This window comes from Streptomyces sp. JLYT201, from assembly GCF_059448825.1.
In genome coordinates, this window is record NZ_CM182551.1 from 3,819,802 (window position 1) to 3,845,889 (window position 26,088).

At 69.4% G+C, this 26,088-nt stretch carries 20 protein-coding genes; all 20 read right to left on the reverse strand.

Annotation, left to right across the window (positions count from 1 at the left end; genetic code table 11):
• Nucleotides 1-395: 395 nt before the first annotated feature.
• Nucleotides 396-797, reverse strand: coding sequence for a YwqJ-related putative deaminase (locus tag AC5WAM_RS15335; RefSeq protein WP_495522901.1), 402 nt, complete (start codon nucleotides 795-797; stop codon nucleotides 396-398).
• A complete protein-coding gene (locus tag AC5WAM_RS15340; protein WP_495522902.1) occupies nucleotides 775-1,254 on the reverse strand; it encodes an SUKH-3 domain-containing protein in 480 nt (159 codons plus the stop codon). Before AC5WAM_RS15340 ends, AC5WAM_RS15335 begins: the two co-directional genes overlap by 23 nt.
• Before the next feature lie 27 nt (nucleotides 1,255-1,281).
• Entirely contained in the window at nucleotides 1,282-3,672 is a 2,391-nt protein-coding gene (locus tag AC5WAM_RS15345) for a YwqJ-related putative deaminase (protein WP_495522903.1), read from the reverse strand.
• A complete protein-coding gene (locus tag AC5WAM_RS15350; RefSeq protein WP_366793093.1) occupies nucleotides 3,669-4,082 on the reverse strand; it encodes a DUF6507 family protein in 414 nt (137 codons plus the stop codon). Before AC5WAM_RS15350 ends, AC5WAM_RS15345 begins: the two co-directional genes overlap by 4 nt.
• Before the next feature lie 46 nt (nucleotides 4,083-4,128).
• Nucleotides 4,129-4,440: a pore-forming ESAT-6 family protein gene (locus tag AC5WAM_RS15355; protein ID WP_030668329.1), complete on the reverse strand. Its 312-nt coding sequence runs from the start codon at nucleotides 4,438-4,440 to the stop codon at nucleotides 4,129-4,131.
• 70 nt (nucleotides 4,441-4,510) lie between these two features.
• On the reverse strand, nucleotides 4,511-4,840 hold the full coding sequence (locus tag AC5WAM_RS15360) for a hypothetical protein (RefSeq protein ID WP_144320688.1): 330 nt from the start codon (nucleotides 4,838-4,840) through the stop codon (nucleotides 4,511-4,513).
• 376 nt (nucleotides 4,841-5,216) lie between these two features.
• A complete protein-coding gene (locus tag AC5WAM_RS15365) occupies nucleotides 5,217-5,834 on the reverse strand; it encodes an OmpA family protein (protein ID WP_495522904.1) in 618 nt (205 codons plus the stop codon).
• 2 nt (nucleotides 5,835-5,836) lie between these two features.
• Nucleotides 5,837-6,436: a hypothetical protein gene (locus tag AC5WAM_RS15370; protein WP_495523589.1), complete on the reverse strand. Its 600-nt coding sequence runs from the start codon at nucleotides 6,434-6,436 to the stop codon at nucleotides 5,837-5,839.
• A 35-nt stretch (nucleotides 6,437-6,471) separates the two neighbouring features.
• Nucleotides 6,472-7,161 carry a pilus assembly protein TadG-related protein gene (locus AC5WAM_RS15375; RefSeq protein ID WP_495523590.1) on the reverse strand — a complete coding sequence of 230 codons (690 nt, stop codon included), beginning with the start codon at nucleotides 7,159-7,161 and terminating at the stop codon, nucleotides 6,472-6,474.
• Nucleotides 7,158-7,385: a hypothetical protein gene (locus AC5WAM_RS15380; RefSeq protein ID WP_495522905.1), complete on the reverse strand. Its 228-nt coding sequence runs from the start codon at nucleotides 7,383-7,385 to the stop codon at nucleotides 7,158-7,160. The genes AC5WAM_RS15375 and AC5WAM_RS15380 overlap by 4 nt, the downstream gene beginning before the upstream one ends.
• A 217-nt stretch (nucleotides 7,386-7,602) precedes the next feature.
• Complete coding sequence (locus tag AC5WAM_RS15385) at nucleotides 7,603-8,493, reverse strand: DUF5936 domain-containing protein (protein WP_495522906.1); 891 nt, start codon at nucleotides 8,491-8,493, stop codon at nucleotides 7,603-7,605.
• A 14-nt stretch (nucleotides 8,494-8,507) separates the two neighbouring features.
• A complete protein-coding gene (locus AC5WAM_RS15390; RefSeq protein WP_138961548.1) occupies nucleotides 8,508-9,455 on the reverse strand; it encodes a type II secretion system F family protein in 948 nt (315 codons plus the stop codon).
• Nucleotides 9,456-9,484: 29 nt separating this feature from the next.
• Nucleotides 9,485-10,825 carry a TadA family conjugal transfer-associated ATPase gene (locus AC5WAM_RS15395; RefSeq protein WP_495522907.1) on the reverse strand — a complete coding sequence of 447 codons (1,341 nt, stop codon included), beginning with the start codon at nucleotides 10,823-10,825 and terminating at the stop codon, nucleotides 9,485-9,487.
• 5 nt (nucleotides 10,826-10,830) lie between these two features.
• A complete protein-coding gene (locus tag AC5WAM_RS15400) occupies nucleotides 10,831-11,289 on the reverse strand; it encodes a TadE/TadG family type IV pilus assembly protein (protein ID WP_495522908.1) in 459 nt (152 codons plus the stop codon).
• A complete protein-coding gene (locus AC5WAM_RS15405) occupies nucleotides 11,286-12,896 on the reverse strand; it encodes a CpaE/TadZ family protein (protein ID WP_495522909.1) in 1,611 nt (536 codons plus the stop codon). The genes AC5WAM_RS15400 and AC5WAM_RS15405 overlap by 4 nt, the downstream gene beginning before the upstream one ends.
• 561 nt (nucleotides 12,897-13,457) lie before the next feature.
• On the reverse strand, nucleotides 13,458-14,168 hold the full coding sequence (gene cpaB, locus AC5WAM_RS15410) for a Flp pilus assembly protein CpaB (protein WP_366793084.1): 711 nt from the start codon (nucleotides 14,166-14,168) through the stop codon (nucleotides 13,458-13,460).
• A 104-nt stretch (nucleotides 14,169-14,272) separates the two neighbouring features.
• Entirely contained in the window at nucleotides 14,273-15,172 is a 900-nt protein-coding gene (locus tag AC5WAM_RS15415) for a hypothetical protein (RefSeq protein WP_495522910.1), read from the reverse strand.
• A 369-nt stretch (nucleotides 15,173-15,541) separates the two neighbouring features.
• Nucleotides 15,542-15,799 carry a MafI family immunity protein gene (locus tag AC5WAM_RS15420; RefSeq protein ID WP_495522911.1) on the reverse strand — a complete coding sequence of 86 codons (258 nt, stop codon included), beginning with the start codon at nucleotides 15,797-15,799 and terminating at the stop codon, nucleotides 15,542-15,544.
• An 11-nt stretch (nucleotides 15,800-15,810) separates the two neighbouring features.
• Nucleotides 15,811-22,734: a polymorphic toxin-type HINT domain-containing protein gene (locus AC5WAM_RS15425; RefSeq protein WP_495522912.1), complete on the reverse strand. Its 6,924-nt coding sequence runs from the start codon at nucleotides 22,732-22,734 to the stop codon at nucleotides 15,811-15,813.
• Nucleotides 22,735-22,830: 96 nt separating this feature from the next.
• Entirely contained in the window at nucleotides 22,831-25,536 is a 2,706-nt protein-coding gene (locus AC5WAM_RS15430; RefSeq protein WP_495523591.1) for a laminin G domain-containing protein, read from the reverse strand.
• Nucleotides 25,537-26,088 lie beyond the last annotated feature (552 nt).

A 26,088-nucleotide genomic window follows, 5' to 3' on the forward strand; every position in this document is an offset into this window, starting at 1 on the left:
CGAAGAAGAGCGGGGCACGGAATCGGAAACCCCGGGCTTATCCTTCATCACCCGCTCCGAAACAAAGGACCAGCCGACGCACCCAGCACACAGCACCGCGCCAACGACAATCCCGCCGAACACTTTTCCGAGCCGCTCGTCCCACCCCCGCCGCTGCCGCTCACTCCCGAACACCACAGCATCCCGAAGCCGCCGCCGCCGAACAGCCACAGACTCCAGAAGCTGACTGTCGTAGTCCTGCGCCGCCATCTCCGCCCCCTTGTCTTCGCGCTTGCGCCTAACCCCTCCCGGCCATCGCGACGATCCTCCACCGGGGCGCCAGGCGAACCTTCCGTTGATCTCTTCGACACGTCCATGAGGCCGCCACTCTGGCGGGCGACGGCACCCAGAAAAGTTCAGCCAACCCAACCAACACTCAGCGCTTCGAGAAGCGCGGAACACACGGAGCACGGCCGCACGGACTTTCCATGGTCCGGGTCACCCGGCGGACGAACCATGCGAGAAGTCATCGCCGCACCTTCGAAGTGCGGGACAGCCTCCATGAGTGTCACTGCGCGCCCATTGTTCCGCTCTGCATCCAAGCGCCACAATTGGTCCGAAATGAGCGCTGCTTCCGCACACTTCCCGTCAAACCTTCGACGCTGTTCAGCCGGGAGGGAGTCAGCGAAACCCCACACTGCTGGATGCAGGTTCGGCTTCTTCGCACCGACGAGACTCGTATGACTTACGACGGTGTCACCCAGTAGCAGGGATGACGCGACCGTCGGGTGCCGCTCAAACAAAGAAGTCCTCCGCATCCAAGGCTTCGGCTCCACTCAAGAAGCGGGCGAATGCGTCCTGCTCATCGAGGCCCCAGAAATACGCCCCCGTGTGATGGAGGTGAAAGAACCTTCCGATCTCATCAACGAGAATGAGACCGTACTCAGCGGAGTCGTACCCGACAGGGAAAAGACGCTTTCCGATCTGCGTAGCCAGTTCCGAGATCAGGGCGGCATCACCGTCATACCCAACTGTCGGACGCATCTCCATCGCGAAGTCCTCGACCCGGGGATGGCGGAGCGTCAGTCCGCCGTAAGCGCGGATGACACGGACTGCGGCATCGACCGGCACCAAGGGGTTTCCCTGACGCCTGGCATCCTGGACCCGCACGTCGATGAGTTCGCCCGCTTCAGCCTCTCCGATGTCACGCCCCGGGACCCAGCCATTTCCCTCCAACCATGCACGCACTTCCTGCGAAAAGCTACCGACAGTCATTCAAGTATCCGTTCTGCGAACAATTTGTCACTCGTGCGCCCGGATGCCGAGCTGAGGAAGTACATGCTTACACGTATCACAGGGGCGCATGTACTCCCCATGCCGACTGACCACTTCGCCGGTCTTGCGGTCCACGACATCGCCGATCCTCCGGGTATGCATCTCGCCACCCTCCAACACCCGTCGCGCATCAGCGACGGTACGTATCGTACTTCCCGTCGGATCGAGCTGATGTAACCGATCACTGATCAGCGAAATTTCAGCACACTTGCCATGCCCGATGCCCTTTCTCGGGATAATTCCTGCACTGACGTCGTCACTGATCCGCTTGAGAATGTCCTGCAGAACTCGATGCGTATGCGGAAGTTTCTGCCCATGCATCTTTGTGGTACTTGAATGCACCGTTATCACCTGATCGTGAAGGAAGCTTCCGGCGCAGCCCGATGCCAGCTGGTGCTGACCAGGAGTGTTACCGGCCGCCGAATTCCGTGCGTCATCGGCGAGCGCCAAGGCTTCCTCTTCCAGGGCCGCGAGCCTCTCCTCAGGAGTCATTCGGCTGACATCCGTCGCTGGGCGTCGATGATGTCTCATGGCATCGGCGCTCATCCCGTGCCAGTCCGGCTGAGGCTCCAGCGGCACGCCCGCACTGGGGCGGCCGACAGCGCCCGGCTCCTGCGCCTCCGGGCCGGAACGACCACCCGTGCCGAGCTCGTCACCGTGCGGTGCGGCGCCCGCCCGAGGGCCGTCGCCGGCGTGACCGCCGCCGGAACCGCCGCGGCCCGTATGCGTCACCCCGTTGTCATGGTGCGCTGAAGGGTGGCCCGATGGCCCGCCCCGTGGCTCGTGGCTCGCTGCGGGGCCGGGGTGCGGATCGGGTGCGGCGCCACCAGGCGTCCGGTGTCCGGCCTCGGGGGCGGTACTCCGCGTTCCACCCGCCAGGTCGTCGCCCATGCTGCTGACGGAGCCGGGAGCCCCGTCGCCCGAACGCGCTCCCACCAGCACCGGCTGTCGCTCATGGGCCCGCAGGGCAGGCTCTGTTCCGCCCTTGGACGCTCCGGCACGCTCCGCGGCAGCGAGCTCTCCCTCTCCTTGGCCTTGCCTCTTCAGATCACTGAGGACCCTGCCCTGGTCATCGACGATGGCCCCGTCGCGCGTCATGTAGAGGGTGTTGCCCTCGCTGTCGGCGTACAGCCGGGCGTTGTCCGGCACCGCCGCGGGCCTCGGCGGCATCGGTGCTGCGTCGTCGACGAGGTGGTAGGAGCCGGCCGGGACGTCGAGTCGGGTGACTGCACGGGGGGCGCGGAGGGGGGCCAGCAGGTCGCCGACCTTGGAGACCGTGAAGGTGACGCCCTTCGCGGCGTACGTGAAGGGGTCCACCGCCCGGCCGACCTTGCTGACGGCCGAGAGCGTCTTCGCCGCCGCGCCGCCCTTGGCCGCCGCGCCGGCGCCGCGGGTCGCCAGGATCGTGAGTGCGTTGAAGCCGACGAGGCCCGCGGCGCGGGCCGGGTTCTTGCTCCACTCGTCGTAGGCGATGAGGCCCTTGCCGGTGTCGACCACGGCCCGGCGCGAGTCCCGCAGCCAGCTGGGCAGTTGGTCGTCCTTGGCCAGCCAGAAGACACCGGCCGCCGGTCCCATGCTGAGGGTCAGCCCGGTGGCGAGCCTGCCCAGGTTGGTCCACGCCTCCCCGGCCGCGCCCCAGCCGCCCTCGCCCTGGCCCACCAGCGTGAGGAGCGCCCCGGCCGCACCGCCCAGGCCGTCGACGAAGAAGCCCTTGCCGACGTCCTTCGCCTTGTGGAGCAGCCAGTCGACGCCGTCGCGGTCCTTCTCGACCGTGCCGCCCCAGGGGAACTCCTCAGCCTGGTCGAGCACCTCGTCGGTGTAGCCGTACGTGTCGCAGCTGCTGGTGCCGTCGCTGCTTGGCCGCAGCCGCACGCCGCCGACCAGTCCGGTGATCTTGTTGTGGCAGTCGATCTCGGCCGCGCGGAAGGCCTGGGTGGCGGCCTTGACCTCTTCCACCAGCCGGTTGTTGTGGTCGCGCTTGTCGTCGTCCTTGCGCCAGTCGTCGTCGGTGGAGACCTCATCGATGTAGAAGGCGCTGGCCTCGGCCTGGAGCTGCTTGAGCTTCTTGGCGATCGGCCGTACGTCGGTCGCGTACGTGCTCAGCGCCTGCGCCACCTTCTCCAGGTCGTCGGCGAAGGCGTCCGTCTTCGTCTGCACCGGCTTCGTCGTGGCGAACAACTGCTCCGCCTCCGGGGCCTCGTAGAACGCCGAGAGCCCCTGGAAGTCGGAGTGCACGTCCCCGCCCGCGTCCCGGAAGCGGGACGCCTCGCCGCGCAGGTCCGCGACGTCCAGCTCCAACTGCTCCAGGTCACCGGTGAACTGCGGAATCGCGTTGGGGTCGATCGGCTCGTTGCTCACCGCTTGCCGCTCCCCCCGCCGCCGTTGGCTCCGGGCATGTCGGGCACGATGCCGTTGATGGCGTCGCGGTTCCTGCTCGCGGCCATCTTCAGGTCGCCCTCCACGTACTCCTTCGTGGCCAGGTGCGCACCGAGCAGGGAGCTCGCGGCGCGCCGCGAGATGTACTCCAGGTCGTCGTTCCACCGCCGGGCGAACACGCCGAGGGCGGAGGCCACCGGGCCCTGCTTCCCGCCCCGGGCGGGCCTCCCGTCCCCCTCGTGCCCGCCTTCGGCGATCGTGCCCGCCGAGGCCGCCGCGCTCGGCAGCGTCTTCTGCATCTCGCCGCCGGCCTTCGCCATGCGCTCGGCCGACCCGCCGGCCCGCCGCAGCACGCCGCCGACTCCTCCGGGCTCGATGTCCCACGCCGTCACCACACGCCCCCTGGATCCCCGTCGTCCCCGCTGCCCGGCACCGCGCTCAGCCGATGTTGTTGACCGCCGCCCGCGCGCGCGACAGCGTCGTCTGGGCCGTGCCGTCGTTCTCCTCCAGCGTCGAGCGGACGAGGCGGATGATCTCGCGCACCTCGTTCGCCGCCTTGTTCCAGCGCACTTCCTTGCCGTGGTACTCGTCCGAGACGCCGTCGGCCTGGTAGTCGGCCATCGCCGCCTTCACCGCGCGGTCGCGGTCACCGAGGACCCGCTCCAGCTGGCCAATGATGATGTGCAGCCCGCCCTGTACGTCGGCGGAGGCGCCGGTGTCGTACGAACGCCGGTCCTGGTTTCCAGCCATGCCTCACTACTCCCCGCAACGATGGACTGTGGACGTACGGGCCCCGCGCCGGCCCGCGTGCGGCTCCCGCTCAGCCGGAGAAGCGCGCCGCCTGGAAATTGGCCGCGCCCATGTTCCGCTGCGCGTTGTCGGACTGCTCCTGCGTGCCGGTCGCGAACGCCTCGTCCATGCCCGCCTGGCCGCCCAGGATCGACTGGAGCGAGCCGTTCAACGCCGCGGTGATCTCGTCCGCGCGCAGCTTGAAGGAGTCGAACGTCGCCTTGCCCGCGCCGTTGAACTTCCCCTCCAGCGGCTCCGCGGCGGACACCAGCGCCCGGATCAGCGCGCCGAGGTCGTCGCTCGACCCGGAGGTGTTCTTGCCGAGGACGGCCAGTGTCGTCTCGCCCATGTCGAACTTCATGCGCCCAACCCCCGCTTCAGCCTGATCACGCTGCGCTCATCCCACATAGCTCATCGAACATACTTCCCGACAATTCATTGCAGGCGCAACGCAGTTGTGGGGTCAGTGGCGCGATTCCGCCACGGGCCGGTCCGCGCGCTCGTCGCGTCGGCGCTGGCGTCACCGCCGCCTCCCCCTTCACCACGGCCTCGGGGGCGAATCCCGTGTACGGGCACTATGGCCAAAAGTGTGCGCCGAGCGAACGGGCGTGGGCGATCGGGACACCGGGTTGTTTGCGGCCGCGTCGAGTGGGTGGGGCCTCAGGACACGCGGCGCAGCATGCACCACGCGCGGACCTCTCCACCTCCCCGGGGTGCCCGGTGCCCCCTTGGGGCGCTCACGCTCCGCGCGGGAACGAGACCTCCACCCGGCGGTTCTTCTTCCGCCCCTCCTCCGAGCCGTTGTCCGCGATCGGATAGTCCTCGCTGTAGCCGCGTACGGAGTACGTGACCTGGGGGCCGAGGAAGCTCGCCAGCCGGTCGTGGACGGCTTCCGCGCGGTCCTTGGAGAGCTTCTTGCCGTGGGCGTACGATCCGAGGTTGTCCGTGAAGCCGAAGACCCGGACGTCGGTGGCCTTCTGGGCCTTCGCCTCGTCGGCGATGGCCTCGATGCGGGCGTTCGCCTCCGGGTTCAGCTTCGCGCTGTCCTTGGGGAAGAGGACCTCCGCCTGCAACGCGAACTTCACGTCCGTGTTGGTGTCCTCCCTGCGCTCCTCACCGCCGAGGTCCTCCACGACGGACTTGATGTCGAGGACCTTGGCGGGCGCGAGCGTCGCCCCGTCGGCGAGCTTCAGGCCGGGGCTGTTGGAGTCGACCTCGGGGGGCGGGGAGGTGGTGGAGGAGCCGGGGGGTGTGCTGGGGTCGTCGTCGGCCCGGGCCTCGGGGGCGAGGAGAGTGAGTGCCGCGACGATGACGGCGGCCGTCGCCGTAGCCGTCCTTCGGGGGCGGGGGGTCATGGTCACTCGCCCTCACTGAGTTCGAGCGCGGCGGGCGGCATCGTCGGCACCTGGAGTTCCACCTTCGTGGTGTCCTCCGGCGGCGCCGGGAACTGGGCGAACCAGTCGGCGGACTGGTTCTGATTGATGCCGCCCTCGAATTTGGTGCACAGGCACCTGCCTGTGGTGTCCCGCAGTACCAGATACTTCTTCTTTCCTGCCGCGTCGACGATGGCGGCGCCGGCCAACGAACCGCCGTTCTTCTTCAGTTCGTTCTCGTCGCTCCGCCACTCACCGGCGAGCCAAATGCCCGAGGTGCCGTTCGTCACCCTGCCGCTCAGGGTCAAGAAGCCGCCTTCGTCACGATCGGCGGAGGTGACCGTCAGCGTGATGCCGTTGCCCTTGACCTCGGCCAGCGCCTCGTCCGACGCGGAGTCCTCGGCTTCCTTGCCGCTGCCTCCGTCGTCGACGTCCTTGGCGGATTCCGAGGAGGACGACTTCTTGCCGGACTTGGAGTCACCGTCGTCTCCGCCGCCGCAGCCGGCCGCCGTGAGGACCAGCCCAGTCGTGATCGCCACCGCGGTCATTGCCCTGCGGGTCGTCATGGTGCGCCGAAGCTTCATCTCAGCGGCTTCCTTTTCTTCTCTGTGATCGCTTGTCACTCGGCCAGGTGCACGGAGAACAGGACGGACGCGTCCGGCAGATCGTCCGGGTCGAAGTCGTCGGGGTCGATCTCGATGGGGCCCTCCTCGCCGTCGCAGAAGAACTCCACGGCGCCCTCGGGTCCGTCCGACGGTTCGCCCGGCGGATCGGCCGGCGGATCGGCCGGCGGATCGGCCGGCGGATCGGCCGGCTGCTCCGCCGGAGGGGCAGCCTCGCACCGGGGCTTGATGACGGCGGTTGCCTCGGCCTTCGCGTGCTGCGTCTCCGTACCCGGGATGATCGAGTCTCCGACCGTGTAATTGGTCGTGACTTCCACGTGATAGCCCGGGTACCCGCTGATCTCCGTGCCGCCAAAGCCGGTGACCTTGGAGTCGTTCTCGGCCGCCAGCGCGTCGGCCGCCGCCTCCGCGCCCTCCCCCGTGAACAGGTCGCCGCCGAGCCAGTCCAGCCACTCGTCCCCGTCGCCGTCCTTGATGGCTTTGGCCAGGCCTTCGAAGAGCTCGTCCCGTGTCTCCTGCGCCGCCGCCAGCGCGGCCGCGTCCGCCGCCGACTGCGCGCCGTTGCGGGCCGAGGCCGCCTGAGCGAACGCGAAGAACGCGAAGGCGACGAAGAGCAGAATTCCGGTCAGCCAGATGTAGATCGGCAGCGTCTGCCCGCCATCACCGCGTATCCGGCTTCGGATCAGCCGCCGATTACGTCGTTGACCGCATTGCCGATCGCCTGGGAGATCTTGCCGTCCAGACCGAGTTGATCGATGAGGGTATAGATCCCGGCAATCAGAATCATCAACCCCGCGTACTCCACGAACCCCGCCCCCCGGTCCCCCTCGCTCCCCTGGGCCCGCCGCACCCGCGCGGACACCGTCAGGGTCCACGTGACCCACGCACCCAGTACGCGTTCCTTCAGCATGACGGACGACCTTTCTCTCCCACCCGATACCGATACCGTCTACGTGACCGACTATCACAACCACTGCCCCAAGAGACCCCTCGCGCAACCGACTTCCCGTCCGGCGCGCAGGTTGGCCTATTTCACCGGCCTCACTGGGTATCGAATGCATCATCGTCGCCCTTCCCTTCGGGAGGGTCCCATACGCGGTTGCATCAGCAAGGACATTTGGGGAAGCTCACCGCCCCAGAATCGAGCCGAAGTCGGATCCGGAGCCCAGGAACATCCCGGCGGCGATCAGGATCATCGTCGCCGGAAGCATGAACACCAGCGTCACCAGCGTGGCCTTGGGGATGGTCTTGGCGGCTCTGCGGCGGGAGTTCTGGGCGTCCGTGCGGCGCATGTCCGTGGCGAGTTGGATCAGGGTTTCGGCGATGGGGGAACCGAGTTCCTCGCCCTGCTGGAGGGCGGAGACGAACTGGGCCACCTGCTCGGAGGAGTTGCGGCGGCGCAGTTCGTCGAAGGCCTGGCGGCGACTGACGCCCATGTCCATCTGGCGCAGGGTGATGCGGAGTTCGTCCGCCCACGGACCCTCGTACTTCTCGGCGACGCGGTCGAGGGCCTGGCGGAAGCCGAGCCCGGCCGAGACGACGACGGCGAGGACGTCGAGGAAGTCGGGCAGGGTGCGGTCGATGACCTCGCGGCGTTCGCGGATGGCCTGCCAGATGAGGGCGTCGGCGGCCATCGAGCCGAAGGCGAACGTCATGACGGCGAACAGCGGCTGGCCGTTGGTGAGGAAGACCAGGCCGAGGACGAGGCCGAAGACGCCGTACACCGCGCGGCGGGCGGCGTAGCGGTCGATGGTGAGGCCGCCGGGGTTGCCCGCCATGTCGATCCGGCGGCGCTTGGCCGCGACCCGCTTGGGGCCCATCAGCCGGAGCACCAGGGGCGCGCACCGCATCCCCAGGCGGTCCACGGCCCCGCCCGCCGCCGAGACGCGCGTCGCGCCGACCTCCAGGGCGACCGCCAGGTCGGGCGGCAGCTTCGCCTCCGCGCGGTACATGCGGACGCCCTGGCAGACTCCCGCGACCGCCAGGCCCATCAGCAGGGCGAGCAACAACGCAGGCACTGTGTCCCCCTCCCTCAGACCTCGATCTTGCCCAGGCGTCTGATCACGAAGAAGCCCACCGCGTACAGGCCCAGCGAGATCAGGATCAGGGTCTGCCCCAGGGGCGAGCCCGTCACGCGCTCCAGCGCGCCCTCGTTCGAGGAATTGATCAGCAGGAGCGAGCCGAGGCCGAGGAGCGGCACCGTGAAGGCCGTGGCGTGGACCTCCGAGAGCATCGTGCGGACCTCGCGCCGGGTCTCCTTGCGGTCCTCCAGGGTCTGGGTGAGGTTGCGGAGGGAGTTGACCACCGAGCCGCCCGCCTTGTTGGACAGGACCAACGTCGTGACCAGCACTATCAGTTCGCGGGACGGCAGCCGCTGGGCCAGCTCCTCCAGGGTGTCGTCGATCGAGCGGCCGACCGTCAACTGGTGCGCCACGTGGGAGAGTTCCTCGCCCGCGGGGGATTCCAGCTCCTCCGCCGCCATCGCCAGCGACGTGCGCAGGGCGAGGCCCGCGGCCGTCGCGTTGGCGAGGATGCGGGCCACGTCCGGGAGCTGGTTGATGAACGCCTCGATGCGCTTCTGCCGCTGCCAGTTGAGGAAGATGACCGCTCCCCAGACCGCCACCACTCCCGCGATCGGACCGAAGAAGGGGGCCAGGGACGCCGCCGCGATCAGCCACACGGCGGCCACGACGGCCGTGACGTACGTGAAGAACTCGCCGGGCGTCAGGTCGAGGCCCGTGGCCGAGAGCCGCAGGTGCAGGGCGCGGCCCAGGCGGGTGCGGCGCAGCCTGCGGTCGACCGCGGTGAACCGGCGCCTGCGCCCGCCGCCCTCCAGGGCCGCGGGCCCGCCCTCGGCGGACAGCCGGTCCACCAGGGCCTGGCGCTGCGCGCGGCCGGAGGCGTACGTCTGGACTCCGGCGACGGCGAGCGTGCCGGTGAGGAGCGTGGCGCCGAGGGCCAGGAGCGTGGGGTTGTTCATGGGGTGTCCTCAGGTCTCCTCTGGTCTCCTCAGCCGATCGCTTCGCGCGTGTTCAGTACGTCGATGGCCTCGGCCACCCCGTACGCGGGCGGCACCGGCTCACCGGCGACGTACAGGCGCTCGGCGACGGGGCGCGGCAGCGGCAGGTGCTCGAAGTAGCCGTGGACGACCCGGTCGGGGCCGACCGGGTGCGGGACGAAGCGGGTGACGGGCGCGATGCGGAACTGCTGGCGGCCGTGCGAGACGAGCAGCACGATCTCGGCGACCTTGCGGGAGCCGTCGGCGTGCCGGGCGAGCTGGACGACGACGTCCACGGCGGAGTTGATCTGGTCGCGCAGGGCCTCGAAGGGGACCTGGACCTCCGACATGGAGCCCAGGGTCTGGAGCCGGGTGAGGGCGTCCTCGGCCGTGTTGGCGTGCACCGTGGCCAGGGAGCCGTCGTGGCCCGTGGACATGGCCTGGAGCATGTCGAGCGTCTCGCCGCCGCGGACCTCGCCGACGATGATGCGGTCGGGGCGCATCCGCAGCGAGTTCCTGACCAGGTCGCGGATCGTGACCTGCCCCTTGCCCTCGACGTTCGGCGGGCGGGACTCGAGGCGGATCACGTGGTCCTGCTGGAGCTGGAGTTCGGCCGAGTCCTCGATGGTGATGATGCGCTCGTGGCCCGGCAGGAGGCCCGAGAGGGCGTTGAGGAGCGTGGTCTTGCCCGAGCCGGTGCCGCCGCTGACGATGACGTTGAAGCGGGCCCGTACGAAGGCCGCGAGGAGCATCAGCATGTGCTCGTCGAGGGAGCCGAGGCCGATCAGCTCCGGCAGCGTGTAGGCGCGCGGGAAGCGGCGGATCGTGAGGGTCGCGCCGGTGAGGGCGAGGGGCGGGATGATGACGTTGACGCGTTCGCCGGTGGGCAGGCGCGCGTCGACCATGGGGTTCGACTCGTCGACGCGGCGGTTGACCGTGGAGACGATGCGTTCGATCGTCTGCATCAGCTGGTCCTCGGACGCGAAGCGGAGCGGGAGCTGCTCCACGCGGCCCGCGCGCTCCACGAAGATCGAGTCGGGGCCGTTGACCATGATCTCGGTGATGGAGGCGTCGGCGAGCAGCGGCTCCAGGACGCCGAGGCCCAGGGCCTCGTCGACGACGCGCCGGATCAGGTGCGCCCGCTCGGAGGCCGAGAGGACGGGGCCCTCGCGGCTGATGATGTGGCCGAGGACCCGCTCCAGACGGGCCCGGCGGTCGGACGCCGACAGGGACGACATCTCGGCCAGGTCGATCTCTTCGAGCAGCTTCGCCCGGTACGTGGCCACGAGGCTGTCGTCGCGGCTCGGCGCGGCGGCGTCGGCGGGCGACGCGATGCGGGAGCGCAGGCTCATGCGGGTCAGCCTCCTGTCCCGGGGGCGCCGGGGTCCGCGGGGTCGTCGTTGGGCATGGTCACGGTCTTCTCGACCTCCCAGTCCGTGTCGACGAAGGGCAGGAGCGTGGGGACCTGGACGGTGACCGTGGCGGTGGTGGTGTCGCCTCCCCCGCCTGCGACCGATACGTCCGCGTCGAGGCCGGAGTCCATCGCGGCGTGCCCCGCGGCCTCGCCGCCGGTGCCCTCGCGGGACTCGACGCGGGCGGCGGCGCGGGCGCCGGAGCCCGCCTGGTTGGCCGCGTAGCCGACGAGGCCGAGCTGGATGGCGGCGAGGCCCACGAGGAGCAGGACGGGGAGGAAGCCGGCGAACTCCAGCATGGAGACGCCCTGGTCGCCGCGGGGGCGTCTGCTCGGCCCGGTCTGCCGCCCGGGCCTGCGGGGCGATCGCCCACGGAGGAGAGCGGCGAAGTACCCCACTGTCATGGCGCGTCATCCCCCTCCACCGCCGCACCGGCCTCCGCATGGACCTCCCACCCCGTGGTGACGCCGGGGAAGAACACGGGGACCTTGACGTCCACCCGGGCCTTCATCACGTCGCCTTCGGCCGCGCAGGAGACCCCGGCGTCCTGCCACGCGCCGGGCAGGTGTTCCTTCGCGGCGGAGTCGCAGGCCCCGGCGTCGCCGGAGACCACGGCCGCGGCGGCCGCCCGCGCCGCCTCGTCCGCCGCGTTCCCCGCCAGCGAGTACGAGTAGCCGTACAGCGCGCACTGCCACAGGATCCCGAGGACGGCGAGGAGCAGCGGGAACATGCCCGCGAATTCGAGGGTGACGGCGCCGCGGTCCGACTTGGGGGCGCGGCGCAGGCCGCGGCCGCCCTTGCGGGCGCCCCCGGTCTCCGCTTCCACGACGCCCAGTTCGCCGGCGAGCCCCCACAGCGCCTGCTTGACGGTGGACTTGGCGTCGAGGTCGTGCAGGCGGCCCGCGTCGACGGCGCCGTGGAGTTCCTTGGGGACGTCCGGGACGGTGGTGCGGGCGGCGCGGGTGCCGGTGACGCGGGCGACGAGGGCGGGCTGGATCTCGGTGCCCCGCGTGTGCCGGTTGACGACGGTGACCGTCTCCTCGGCCTTGCGGATCTGAAGCCGGTCCCAGAGCCGGACCATGCGTTTGGCGGCGCGTACGGCGACGACGTCGGGGGTGAGCAGCAGGATCGCCTGGTCGGCCGTCTCCACGACGGCCGCGCCCGCGGGCGTGACGTACGTGCCGCAGTCGACGACCACGACGTCGTACCGTCCGCGCAGCGCGTGGACCGTCTGCCGGGCGACGCGTTCGGTGATCTCCTCGCCGCGCTCGCCCTCGGCGGGGGCGAGGAGGAGGCCGATGCCGGTCTCGTGGGCGTAGACGGCGTCCTGGACGACGCGCGGCGTGAGGTCGCTGATCGCGGCGAGGTCGGCGACGGAGCGGCGGAACTGCACGTCGAGGTACGAGGCGACGTCGCCGGACTGGAGGTCCAGGTCGAGCAGCGCGGCGCTGCGGCCCGAGGCCTGGGCGGCGAGGGCGAGCTGCACGGCGGTGAGGGTGGTGCCGACGCCGCCCTTCGCACCGGTCACGGCGATGACCTGGCCGCTGCCGGGGGCGGCCGCGCCGGAGCCCGGGCCGTACAGCTCGACGGCGCCGGTGCCGAGGTGGCGCCGCATGCCGGTGGCCCAGCCCGCCGCGGCCTGGACGCGCTCGGCCAGGGCGTCGTACGCCGGCGGATGGGCGACGATGCCGCGCGCCCCGCAGTCCATGGCGGCGGTGAGCAGGGCCGGGCTGGTGTCGGCCGTGATGAGGACGACGCCGACGGCCGGGAAGCGCAGGACCAGGTCGCGGATGAGGTCGAGGGCGGGGACGGGGGCGATGCGCTCGTGTACGAGGACGACTTCGGGCAGCTCGTCGACGGACTCGGCGGCGAGGCGGGCGAGGGTGTCGAGGAGCTCGGTGGAGTCGGCGACGGGCGCGGCGGGTTCGGCGTCCGGGAGCTGGGCGGCGAGCCCGCTCAGGCTGCGGGCGGCGTCCGGGTCGCCGACGGCCGGGAGGATGCGGATGGTCATGGGCGGCCGCCTCCCTCGGGCCGGGGGGCTGCGGGGTTCCCGCGCCGTTCGGGGGGCCCGCCGCCGGGGGCGCCTGTGACGCCCGTGGCGCCGGTGGGCGGCGGCGACCCGCCGGGCGCGGGGCGCGACGGGCTCGGAGCGGCCGACGGAGGCGGGGCCTCCGGCGAACCCGAGGCCTTCGGCGCGCACGAGGCCTCCGACAGACGCGCAAGGCGCGCGGGGCGGAGGGGCCGCGCGGGGCCGAGGGGCCGCACCGGGCGGAGGGGCCGCACCGGGCGGAGGGGCCGCACCGGGCGGAGGGACCACCCGGGACCGGCATGCCACACCGGGCGGAGGGGCCGCTCGGGACCGGCGGGCCACGCGAGGCGAAGGAAATCCGCAGGGCGGAGCGCCCGCACCGGGCGAAGCGAAAGCGTGGAGCCGAGGGGCCGCGCGGGGCGTGGGGACCGCGCGGGGCGCCCCCGGAGCGGCGGCACCCCCGAGAACCAGCCGTGGCGCCGGGCTCGTGCCACCGGAACCGCGCGCGCCACACCAGCCAAGGGAACGTTCACAGCGGGCCCCCTACTTGTCCTCGTCCAAGGTGTACGTACGGTCCCCGCGCGGTACGTCCGCGTCGCCGCCCCGGCCGACCAGGGCGAGCCGGACGTGCGAGGCGAACGACTCGGCGTACGCGACGCGCTGGGCGTCCCGCGTGTCGAGGGCGAACGTGATGGGCACGGCCTCGTCGGCGCGGCGTCGGCTGCGGTCGTCGCGGTCGGGTTCGAGGGCCGTCAGCTTGCCGACGTCGATCACCTTGGCCCGCTCGACGATGACCTTCGACTGGTCCTTGCCGCGGTCGGTCTCGGCCTTGAAGGTGGCGTAGATGTTGACGGTCGAGCCAGGGGTGATCTTCCCGGCGACGCCGGTCGCCGCGTCGATCATGATGGCGATCTCCTGCTGTCCCGGTGCGAGCCGGGGCCGCTTCACGATCATGTCGCTCTGCAGCAGGGAGCCCTTCCGGAGCTGGGTGACGGCGATCTTCCCGCGGATCGCCCTGAGGTCGGTGACGGCGTTGTCGGACAGCCACCGCTCGGGCATCTCCACCTTCTTGAACTGTCCGGGCTCCAGCTCCTTGTACGGCGCGATGTCCGTCTTCAGCTCGTACGCCGCGGTCTCGGGCCCGACCTTCGAGTTCACGTCGCGGATCACGGAGAGGACGCCCACGAAGGCGCCGATCGCGCACAGGACCGACAGGACCATCAGGATGACACCGCGGCGCTGGCGTGAGTTCATGGGCCGGAGTACCTACCTCGTTCGATCGTGCAGCGAGTGCGTGGGGCTACGGACGGTGAGCGGGTTGGTGCGTGAGCCGGTGGGGCACGGGCCCGGGGGGCGTCCTAGGTGGCGCCGCGGGGCAGTGCCCGCGTCGTGGTGGTCACCTCGGGAGCGGCGGCGGTCCGCTCGGACGGCGGGAGCAGCGGCGCCGCACAGAACGCGCAGCGGTCGCCGATGAGTTCGAGACCGCACCAGTGGCAGTCCTCCCTCCGCACGGACGACACCAGTTGGTAGAGCACGGAGATGTCCGGGATGGCCGCGGCGAACTCGACGAGCTTGCCGGTGGCCCACCAGCGCGCGGACTCGCCGGGCAGCGGCACGTCGACGGCGCCCTGCACCTGCCAGACGTCGGCGAGCGTGTCGGTGACCCAGTCGGCGGCGAGCTGTCCCGGCGCGTACAGGAGCTTCGTCCCGAACTCCGGCGCGGGCAGCACGGCATCGGCCTGCGCCTTCACCATCGCGGTCCGCGGCGCGGCGAGTACCGCGAACTGCGTTCCCGGAACCCACGATTTGGTGTGCGAGCGCAGCGTGACGGGCACGCGGTCGAGCTTGGCGACGGAGCCGAGCAGAGCGCCCGCGTAGATGTAGTGGGTCAACAGCCGCGCGGCGGAGGCGAGCACGCCCGGGCTGAAGTCACAGATCGACAACTGCCGTAACTGCAGCGCCAGTACGGAGAGCCCGAGCGGCGGCAGCTCGCTCCGCACGAACGCGATCCGATCGCTTTCGAGCACGGACCGGATCGCGTGCAGCCGATGCCGCACCGCCTCGGGCGCGGACGCCGGGCACAGCACGATCACGTACCCGTGGTACTCGATGAGCTGGTGCATCTCGGTGAGCGCCCGGTCGAGCGAGTACGTCTTCGGCGACTGGTCGGCGCTCTTCAGGACGGCGGCGGTCGGGGTGTGACGATCGGGCGAGGGCAGCACCAGGTCCGGGCTGGTGACAGCTATCGCGGTCGGCATGCGCACACCCCCGGCTCCGAGTCCTCACGCTCCCGCCCGCGCACGCCAACGCGCACGTGCGCCCCTAGCTGTGCACCATATCCACGCGGGGGCCGCGCTAACACCCAACTTCCCACTGTTCACCTTGTGGTTGTCGTGATAGGTCTGTGTCCCGGTTCGACCAGGGCCGAGGACAGCGACGACCCGCCGCTGCACGGAGCCACCGTCCACTGACGTTGCCGTCAACTACTGCCGTCACCCCACGCAGAAGCCCCGCCAGGACGCACATGGCGGGGCTTCAGGTTTGCGATCACTCACTCCGATCCGGCCCGTATCAGACGATCACGACGCACCCCGATCCGAATCAGCTACGGAAGCGTACAAACTCGCTCATCCCGTTACCAGCTCACGAATTCGCGCGATGAGATCGCGAGATCCGAGGTCTCCCGACAGCCGAACAAGCTGCTCGTAATACGCCTCACTAATCGACAACTCGTCTTCGTAAATCCATGAGCACATCGTGTCGAAAGCCAGGGCGAACTCTCCGGCCGCCAGAAGGTCTCGCACGTCAACTGCGACTGAAGGCGCAGTGATGGGCGATTCCTCTAGCAGCGCTTCGATCTTGGCGGCGTACTCTACGGCTTCCACTGCGCCTCCAGTCAGGGCCGGTACGGGAAGCCGGTCACAATTCGGTCCGTTGCAGGTTCATAAATGACCCTGATGTTCACGCCGTCCACTACTCCTTCAACCTTCCACCGCGACGGATCCCCGTTCCTCGTGAACAGGGCTCCAGCTCGGCCTGTCTGCTGCGTTCTGACGCTGTTCGGGCTGGTCGCCACATCGGCAATGCCGTCGAGGATCTTGTCAGTGTCCCAATCGCGCGGAAAAACGGTCTTTCCAGGCTGTCCCGGCCATTTGTGGCCGCCACCCGTTCTGTCACCGTGAATGATGTGGAACTGCTCTTGCCCACCGATCAAGTCACGTCCGGCGCCAGCACAATTGCTGTTGTGAACGAGAACTGGCGTCTGACCAGCGAGTACATAGTACGTGTGGATCTCGTCAACGGTGAGGTTGTACGTACGCGCATGCTTCGTGAAGGCACGGTTCTTGGTGACCACCACCGTGTCGCCGTCGGCCGTCCGGAGCGACATGCCCGGTTCCAAGTGGCGGGCTTCGACCCAGCGTCCTTCGGAGGGGGACCAGAACGGGTGCTCGTGCGTTGCGGTGAGCTTCTCGATGCCATCGCCGGTGGCGATGGACAGTTCGTTGAATCGCTTGTCGTTTTCCGTGACGATGAGGCGGGTTACCTTCCGTAGCCCCGTCTTGCCCGCCTTCGGATCGGTAGCGAGCACCTTGTCACCGAGCTTGACGTCCTCGATGTCCTTCGTCTTGCCCTTCGCCATGAGGACATCGGTGCCGGCCAGGAAGCACTTGTTGCAGTCCGGCGAGACCTTCGCCCTGGGCGCTCTGTCAGCTGCTCTGTCGCCCTTCCGAGTGAGCTTGAAGACCCCCTTCCCTATCTTCAACGGCTTGGCTACAGGGGCATCGAGCAGCAGGACACCACAATGTGCCCCCAGATCGGTCCCGCAGCGCTTCCACGCCTCAAAGTCAGGTAGGACAACGGCGACCACCACACCAATGGCTTTGGTGAACCAATTACTGTTGTCACCGGGGCCCCTTTTGGGCGCGTGCAGTCTGTCTATGCGCGGCCCGTAGCCCGTCACACCACTGCTTCCGCAACCGACGTACCCGCACTGGTAGTCTCTTGCGCCGCCGTAACCAGAGTTGTTTGTGGGGAAGTTCGGGTACTTGTCACTCCAAGTCTCACCGGAGGAGAAGTCCGGGGCGGCGTTGGAGTCGATGAAGTCGGCTGCTCCACCACCACACCCCTTGCCCTTGCACTCGTAGGAGGACCCCAGACCCGACGGGTCGGATGCGGTGACGGGATTGTTCTCCGAGTAGCTGTAGCCATTGAGGCTGCCTGTCTTGGCCACCTCCAGCAGCGGGTCCACGCTGATGAACTGGCCGATGGCCGGGTCGTACTCCCGTGCTCCGATGTGCGTCAGCCCGGTCCCCTTGTCCACCGGCTTGCCCAAGAAGCCCTTGTCGTCCGGCCAGGCGGGGGTCTTCTCGCCGCGCGGGGAGCCGAAGGGCGTCGTGTAGCGCTTCGTCACCGCGTACGTCTTCGCGTCCAGCGCGATGCTCGACGTGCCGTGGTGGTCCGCTGCCAGGAAGCTGAGTTCCGTGTCCGCGGCGCCGCTCGTGCCGGTGCGGACCGCGATGGTCTGGCCGTTGGCGGTGTAGTAGCGGGTGCCGGCGAGTGTCTTCTTCGTGCCCTTCGTCGTCAGGCGGACTTCCGTGGCTCCGAGGTAGAGGACCGTGTCGCCGTCGCCCTTGGCCCGGCGGATGAGGAGCTCGCCGTCTGCGTCGTAGAGGTAGGCGGTCTCGGCCGTTCCTTCGAGGGTCTTGGCCAGCTTGCCCTCCGTGTTCCACGTCAGGGTCTGCTGGGCCTTCGGCCCGGGGCGCTTCGTGGTGTTGCCGGCCTTGTCGTACTCGTATGTGGCCGCACGGGACCCCGTCGTCTTGGTGAGCGGGTGGGGCTGGCCCTCCGGCGTGCCGTACCCGTACGACGTGGTCTCGTCGCCCGACGCCGTGTGCTGCGTTTCGGACTTGCGCTGGCCCGCGTCGTTGTACGTGTAAGACGTCCAGTACGGGGCCGCCCCGTCGATGTTGGCCTTGGTGCGCTTCGCCGCGGCGCAGTCCGCCGTCTTCGGGGTCCAGGCCTCGGTCAGGCGGCTGTAGCCGTCGTACTCGAAGCACTGGTAGTCGGCCTTGTCGGTGCCTCCCTGCGTCGTGGCGTCGAAGATGGAGAGGACGTTTCCGGCGTCGTCCCGCTTGAACTTCAGCTCCTGCGGCATGTAGCCGTGCACGTCATCGGTGACGTAGGAGCGGGTGAGGCGACGGGTTCCCGCCTCGTAGTCGTAGTTGAGGTAGGCCTTCTTCTCCGTGCTGGCGCCGCTCATACCCAGCGTGAGCTGGCGCAGGTCGCCCTGCGGGGAGAAGGCGGCGCCGTGCAGGTAGCCCGTGGTGCCGTCCAGGCCGGTCTGCTGGCCCGTGGCGTTGTACTCGTAACCGACCGTCTCGCCCTTGAGACCCGCCACGGCGGGCTGCGAGGCCTGGCTGATCGTGCCGTCGAAGCGGTAGCCCGTGCTGAAGGCCAGCTTCTGGGGAACGCCCGCCTTCACGATCGGGTCGTCATCGGGCAGGCTGAGCTCGCTCTCCTTGACCTCGTAGAGCGGGGTGTAGGTGGTGACCTTCTGGGTGTACGCCTTGCCCGTCAGGCCGCCGTCGTAGCGGGTGGCGGTGTCCTGCTGGCCCTTGGCGAGGTCGTCGAAGGTCCAGGCGGCGAGCTTGTTGGCGTCCGTCTTCTCGGTGTGCCACATGCCCGTCTTGCGGCCGAGGTCGTCGTAGCCGTACAGCAGCTTCCGGTTCTCGACGTCCTTGGTGGTGAGAGGCCGGTCGAGGCTGTCGTACGTCGTGGTCGTGACGCCCTTGTCCGGGTCGTCGGCACTCACCTGGCGGCCGAACAGGTCGTAGGCGTAGGACCACTTGGCCTTGTCGGGCCCGGTGATCGTCTCCTGCTGGCCTCCGGGTGTGTAGGTGTAGCGGGTGCTCGTGAAGTCGGTTCCGGTCGGCTTCGGGCCGCCGTACTCACGGCGCAGCACGACCTGGCCGCGGGCGTCGGTGACCTCGGCCGTCGCCTGCCCGCCGTCGGGGGCGCTGGCGGCCACCGCGTCACCGGAGTAGGTGGTCGTGGTCGTCCAGCGCGTCACGCCGAAGTTCTTCGTGACGGCCTTCGTGGCACGACCCGCCGCGTCGTACGTGGTGTCGGTCTGGAGCGGGGCCTGACTGCCCTCGGTCTGTACGGGCGTACCGCTCGGGGCCGACGTCTCGTCCCAGGATTCGCCCTGGGCGCTGACGGCGAGGCCCCGCGTGTCGTAGAGCGTGATGCCGATCAGACGGCCGCCCACCGGTGTGGGGGTCTGGGTCTGACGGGGGCGCAGGAGGGAGTCGTAGAACTCGTACGAGGTGTTGTAGCCGGAGCCGTCGCCCTTGAGGGTGCCGGTGGACACCCAGGACATGGCCTTGCTGGTGACCTTGTAGTCATAGACGTAGTTGGGGGTCTTGTCGAGCACGCGGAGCCGGTTGGGCAGCCAGATTTGCGTGGTGCGGCCGAGGCTGTCGTACGTCGTCTCCGTGATCTTGTCGTTGGGGTCGGTGACCTTCACGGGGGCGCCGGTGGCGAACTCGACGTCCGTGGTGATCTTGTGGCCCTTGACGTTCGAGACGCTGCTCGACGTCAGCGGACCCGAGACGGCAGGGGTGTAGCTCGACTTCGCCGTGATGAGCCCGTTGGTGTCCTTGACCTCGGTCGGGCGGCCGAGCGTGTCATACGTCGTCGTGGACACCTTCTGCCAGGACGCGACGTTGTCCGTCCCGTATGACTTCGCCCGGCCGGTCCAGGTCGGCTGGCCCTTGGTCGGCTTCTGGGCGGACGTCCACTTCGTGGCGTCCGGGTCGTCGTAGACGGTCGCCGTGTCGGTCACGACGTCGCCCGGCTTGTCGGAGTCGGCGGGCAGGTCGAGATCCGCGACCGTCGTCGAGCAGGGTTTGGCGACCGTACGGGTGCGAGAGGCGAGGGAGTTGATGCCCTTGTCGTCGTTGCGCGCGTACCAGGTACGGGTGCAGGTCTCGTCACCTGTGACGTCGTCGTCGCCCTTGTCCTCGACGGACTCGGGCATGCCGTAGTCGTCGTAGGCGGTCTTGACGGTGCGAACGCGGTCGCGCGGGGTGTCGCCGCTGGTGACGCGGGTGCGCTCGTGGGTGGCGGCCGTGCGCACGTAGTACGCCTCGGTGTCCGCGTACGACTTGTGCTGCGTCGCGGTCCGCTTCGACCACGGGTCGGTGATCGTCGCGGAGACCTCGGTGTCGCCGTTGTAGGTGACCGTCTCCCGCGTGAAGCCCGCGTACTGGTCGGAGTCGGTGATCTCCTCCGCCTTGACGCCGCCGGCCTTGGCCGTCCTGCGCTTGTCCGGGTCCGGTGTCTTGCCGTCGGAACCGGCGACGCGGTCGCCGTTCATGCCGCGCATGTAGATGTTGACCGTCTTGAGACGGTCGGTGCCCTTGTCACCGGTGTAGTGCGTGACCTTCTCGTAGCCGCGCCAGACCGACCAGGTGCGTTCCTTGGCGGGCGTCATCGGGTCGTCGTTGTAGTGCCAGGCACCGCCCCCGGAGTACTCGTACGTGTGCTGCACGGCTTCCGCGCCGCCACGGGGGTCCGTGGTGGAGACGGACGTGACCGGGTACTTCTGGAACCAGTCGAGCTTCGGGGTCTTCTCCCCGTTCGGGGACCAGTACACGGGGTAGCAGCGCCGGGTGTTGTCGTCCGGCTTCGGCATCGTCTGGCCCGCCACGCAATCGGCGGGCTGGTACGAGACGATCGTCTGGGCGCCCGTCTCGGACGTGACCGTGCGCAGGCGCGGCTTGTCGAGGGAGAGGATGTCGTCCGACGCGCCGTCGACCCTGTTGGGCAGGAAGGCGTGGGTGAACTTCACCGGGTCCAGCGAGATGTCAGCGCCGCGCTTGCCCGTGTGCTGGATCTCGTCCAGCCACAGGGCCTGGTCGGTGCTGTCGCCGGTGTCGCCCGGGTCGAGGTACAGGTGCTTCAGCTTCCAGCTGTCGACCTGCCAATAGGCGAGCGCGTCCGCTGCGGCGTTCCACGCGTACGTGGTGACGGCCGTCATGCGCTTGCGGGTGAAGAACGAGGGGCCGACGTTGCCGGTGCACTTCTTGTCGTCCTTGCAGACGCTGTCGAACGGCACGTCCGGCCAGTTGTCCCGCTTGTCCTCGGTCAGCTCGTCACAACCGGTCCCGGACGCCAGGCAGCGTTCGGCATAGGTGAAGGTCACCTTGTTGGAGGCGGCGGGCTTGGCTGAGAAGAGGGCGTCGGCGCGCTGGCCGTAGCGGATCTCCTTGAGGTAGCCGCCGCGCGTGTAGTCGGTGCCGGTGTTGTCGTCGCCGAGCTTGTCGTAGTTGTTGTGCTCGGCTTCGTACCAGTACGTCATGGCGTTGCCGCGGGTGTCCGCGACGAGGTCGAGGTTCCAGCGCCAGGCCTGCTTCTTGTCCCGGTCGGAGAAGCCGGTTCCGTCGGAGTAGCCGGGCTCGCCCTCGTCGTCGCCGAAGACCGGCACGGTCCAGACCGAGTCGGTGCGGTCGTCCGTCCCCGCGCCCTCCAGCTTGTTGAGGCCGAACGTGTAGGTCGTGCCGTCGCCGGTGGTGACCGTCCAGTACTCGCCGTTGTCGTCGCCGTTGCTCGCGCCGGTGTGGCGCTTGACGGTCGACGCGTCGTCGTTCTTCAGCCGCCACTCGCCGCTGGTGTCGTCCTTGACCAGCTCGGTGGCCTTGCCGTTCAGGACCAGCGAGGCGTTGTCGTACTTCCAGCACAGGTCGTACTTCTTGTCGTGCCCGTCGTCCTCGCAGGAGCCGTACTTGCGCTCGATGTAGGAGGAGGTGAGGTCGAAGCCCTCGCCGATGACCGTGCCCTGGTTGTTGGTGGAGGCGGTGCGGCCGTCCACGCTTCCGGAGTCGTAGGAGATCGTCAGGTCGGGCGCGGGGCCCGCCGCCGCCGGGGGCGTGCGCAGCGGGTACGACCACGTGAAGGAGCCCGACGAACCCCCTGCCTCCCAGGTGGAGGAGGCGGCAAGCGGGGTCGCCTTGTAGTCGCCGGCGCCCGACTTGGTGCCCGCGGCCAGGGCCAGGACCATGGTCCGGCCCGCCTTCGCGCCGGAGGTGGCTGCGGGGAGCGACAGCTGGGCCTTCAGCCGCTCGTCCTTGCGGGCGTTGGTGAACTCCATCGGTTGGCGGGTGCGGCAGTCGGCCTTGCCGGGATGGTCGAGGGCGCAGTCCGGCAGCCGCAGGACCTGGAGGCGCCCCGCCCAGTCGCCGCCGTACGCGGAGGCGAAGGCCGAGTAGTCGATGCCCAGACTTGCCGTGCCGCCGTCCTTGGGGCCCGACACGGTGAGGACGACGCCCTTGACTCCGAGCCTCCTCGCCTCCCGCTGGCCGAGGACCTTGACCTTGAGCCGGTCGGCGGCCCGCTGGGGTGCCCCCTTCGCGGCCTTCGGCGCGAAGAGCGTGACCGGCAGGGATCCGGGGCCGGCCTCCGCCGCACCCGAGTCGGGCAGCTTCAAGGTGGCCGTGCCGGCCTTGGGCCAGGTCACGGTGCGCCGCTGGTCACCGTGGGCCCGCCGGGCTGCCTCGAGGTCGGCCGCCGCGGACTTGCGGACCACGGCCGCGTTCTTGTCGTTCGCCTCCGCCGTGAACGGTGAGACCTCGGCCGAGCGGGGGGCCTCCAGCTTTGGTCTGCCGAGCGGGTCCGTGGCCGCGGATGCCGTGTTCGTGAACATCACCGGGGACAGGAGCCCCGGCAAGAGGGCGAAGCCCGTGACGACGGCGATCCGCGAGCTCCATCGGCGTCTCGCTGATCTGCCGGTTCCGGGCAGCCCGAAGCCAAGCTGTTTCATGTGTGTGTCTCCTCGCGTGCGGCCGCAGCGTCGGCGGCCGCACGCCTTCGAAACCAGTGAGGGAGAAGAGAGGACCGGGAGGAAGGCCCTGTCGGCCTACGTCGAGGGCTCCGCGATCTGGTCGGCGACCTGCTCCCGGTTCATCGCGCCGGCCCACACGCGCAGCTTCGCGAGGTCCCCCGGCAGGTAGTGGCCGGTCTTGCCCTGGGCGGATCCACGCCCCACCGTCAGCGCGCCGTCACCCTGCTGGACCCTGGCGAGCCCGGCGTCGTCCTCACCCTGCTGGGCGAACTGGCCGACGTAGAGCCGGGCCGCGCCGAAGCGCTGATCGCCGTCGTCGTCGGTGAAGTCGAGACCGGCGTCGAAGACTCCGGTCACGTCGACCCAGGTGTCCCACTCCTTCTCACCGATCGTGTCCTCGGCCGGTGCGACTGCAGTCGCCACGACCTTGCCGTCGGCGTTCACCGCGGTGCGTCCGAACTTCCACTGGTAGGAGCCGGAAGAAACCTTCTCCACCCACAGCGCCCACGACGACTCCTTGCCGACCGGCGTGGCCTGCCCGGCCACGAGCGCCCGGTATCCGATGTCCTTGCCCGCGAACTCGGCCTTGGTCAGCCGCACCCGTGCCGACACGGTGAACGACCCGGTCTCGTCGACGACGGGTCCCCCGACCTTGGCGTAGCCGCTCTTGCCGTCCAGGACGAGGGAGGTGGCGTCCTCACCGGTCAGGCGGGCACCGGAGTCGGACAGGTCCAGTGGACCCCGGCGGTAGGGGAAGGCGGCGCTGGACGGGTCGCCCGGATCCTCCGGGCTCTCGACGACCTGGCCTCCGGAGGAGATGGTGGCGTCCCAGTGCCCGACGAGCTCGTTGGTGGGCAGGCCGCCGCGCTCCAGGCGGTTCTCCTCCCGGATCTGCTCGTCGGTCAGCGGACGTTGCCACGTGGCGACCTCGTCGATCCGCCCCAGGAAGTACTCGGCGTAGGAACCGCCCACCTTGGAGCGCCCGACCATCATGTTCCGGTCGGCGGTCCACGGCGTGTACTTGGGAGCCTCGTCCGCGAGCACCACCGGCTTGCCCTGGGGCCTGCCGTTGAGGAAGAGCTGGATGGTGTCGTCCTTCTCGTCGGCGTTGTCCTGTGTGTCGAAAACGCCCACGAGATGCGTCCACACCTTCAGGGGCGGGTTCTCCGCGTCAGCCGTGGAACGGACGTAGACGGGCCCGTCCTTGTCCTGATCGGTGCGGTTGAACACCCACTTCTTGAGGGCGGACGAGTAGTACAGCGTGAAGGCCGAACCGTGCTCGCCCGGCGCGGACAGCACCACGCGATTGGACTTGTCGTCGGACAGGTAGGCCCAGGCGGACACCGTGAAGGAGCCCTGCGTGTTGACCGGGACGCCGTCCGTGGAGGCGTAGCCGATCTGTTTGTCGGGGTCACTCTGGTTGTCGTTCAGGCGCAGCGAATAGTCTCCGGCGCCCCGGCGGCCCAGCGTCGACCAATCGGTGGCGGCCTCGTCGCGCCTCACGATGTCGTGGCGGCTGCCGATCTGCCCGGTGTCGTTCGCGACGGTCTTGCTGGACCCCGGACCGGCGTCGTCGAAGCGCCACCGCCCGGTCGTCCCTTCGGCCGCGTCGACCTTGAAGACGAACTCGGCGGGCGGGCCCCAGCGCACCCGGCCTTCCTTGTCCTTCTTCAAGTCACTGGCCTCCACGGAGAGGGTCTGGGCGCCCCCCAGGCCAGGTTTGACCGGGACCACCGCCATACCGCTTTCCGACGCCGACACCGTTCTGGTGGCGTCGGCCTCCGAGGTCAGGAACCGCCAGCGGTACTGCCGGACGTCCTTGTCCGCCTTGTTCGGCTTGAAGTAGAAGATTCCGGGCTTGCCCGGGCCGCCGTGCGGGTCGCACTTGTTGGCGGTGCACTCGCGGTACGGAGCGAACGACTCGATCGTCGGCTCCTTGGGCGCCGTCGAGTCGATGCGCAGGTAGCACCACTTCGAGTACGGGGAGAAGAGGTCGCCCTTCTTGCCGCCGTAGACCCAGTGCGACTGGGTGCGCGCCTTGAAGCGGTACAGGCCGCCGTCCGCCCGATTGGTGGTGGTGATCTCCTCCGTCGTGCCGTCCGGGTCCCAGCCCGAGTCCGGTTTGTAGTCCTTCCAGACCTCGTCCCACGAACCTGACGTCGTGTCCGTGCTGGAGCGCTGCATCACGAACTCGGCCTGGAGGGAGCCTTCTTCCTCGCCCTGGTGCTGTTCGACCTTGGTCTGCACCCGGGCCCGGAGCGTCGGCTTGTCCACCGTGACGGTCACGGGATCCTTCGCCGGGCGGCACTGCGCCTTGCCGTTGCCCGTACCGGGGATGGCGCCGACGGACGTCGGCACTCCCGGCTTGTGCATGTACCAGACCTTGAGCTCGGCGTTGTTGTCGAACCGCTTCCACGCCCGCGGCTCGCCCTCGTCCTTGGCGCGGAGCATCAGTGTGAGGCGCGAGATCTTGCCGTTGGCGAGGGAGCGCACCGTGGAGGTGAGGTTCTCGTCCTTCTCGTCCGGGTTGTCGTTGAACTCGATCCAGGAGTTGGGCTGTTCCGGGCTGCAGAGGTTGCCGCGCCCCGCCGAGACGTACCGGTCGCCCATCTGGTCGAGCTGCTTCGGACCCGGCCAGCGCGTGCCCTCGGAGATGTTGTCCGTGCGCTCCAGGTCGAGCCAGTGCGGCTGGCAGTTGAACGACCACGTCTCGTACGCGCGGAACGTGGCGTCCAGGACGTGCTTGCCCGCCAGCTTGGAGGCGCCGAACTCGAAGTACATCCGGTCCGTGTAGCCGCCCTGGCTGCAGTAGTAGCCGTCCGCGATGCCGCAGCGGCCCACGCCCTTGGGCTCGCTGAACTTCCAGAACTTGTCGCCGTCCGACGACAGCTTCGTCCATTCGGAGAGCCCCAGGCCCACCGAAGGATCGATGAAGACCGGGTACACGGTCTTCTTGCCGCGCAGCAGGTCAAGGTCGGGGGTCACGGAGACCGCCCCGTCGCCGACGGTCACGGGCAGGTCGGCGGTCGCGTCGCCCTGGCCGGGCTGTGCCGGGTCCTCAGTCGCGCCCTTCGCCGCGGGACGCTCCTCCGGGGGGATCGCCCGCAGACTCTTGCGGGGCACGGGCGCGGGCGCGGCGTCGCCCGCCGAGTCCCACATCTGCCCGGACGGCCCCCGGAACACGGCGTTGCCGTCGGCATCGACCGCCCGCAGGCCGCCGCCCTCACCAGGGGTCACGCTCAGGCCTTCGCCGTGCGCGGTGAGCCTGACCTTCTCCAGCTCGGGACTCGCGGCGGCCTCGGCCGACTTGACGACGAGGACCTCGCGGTAGCC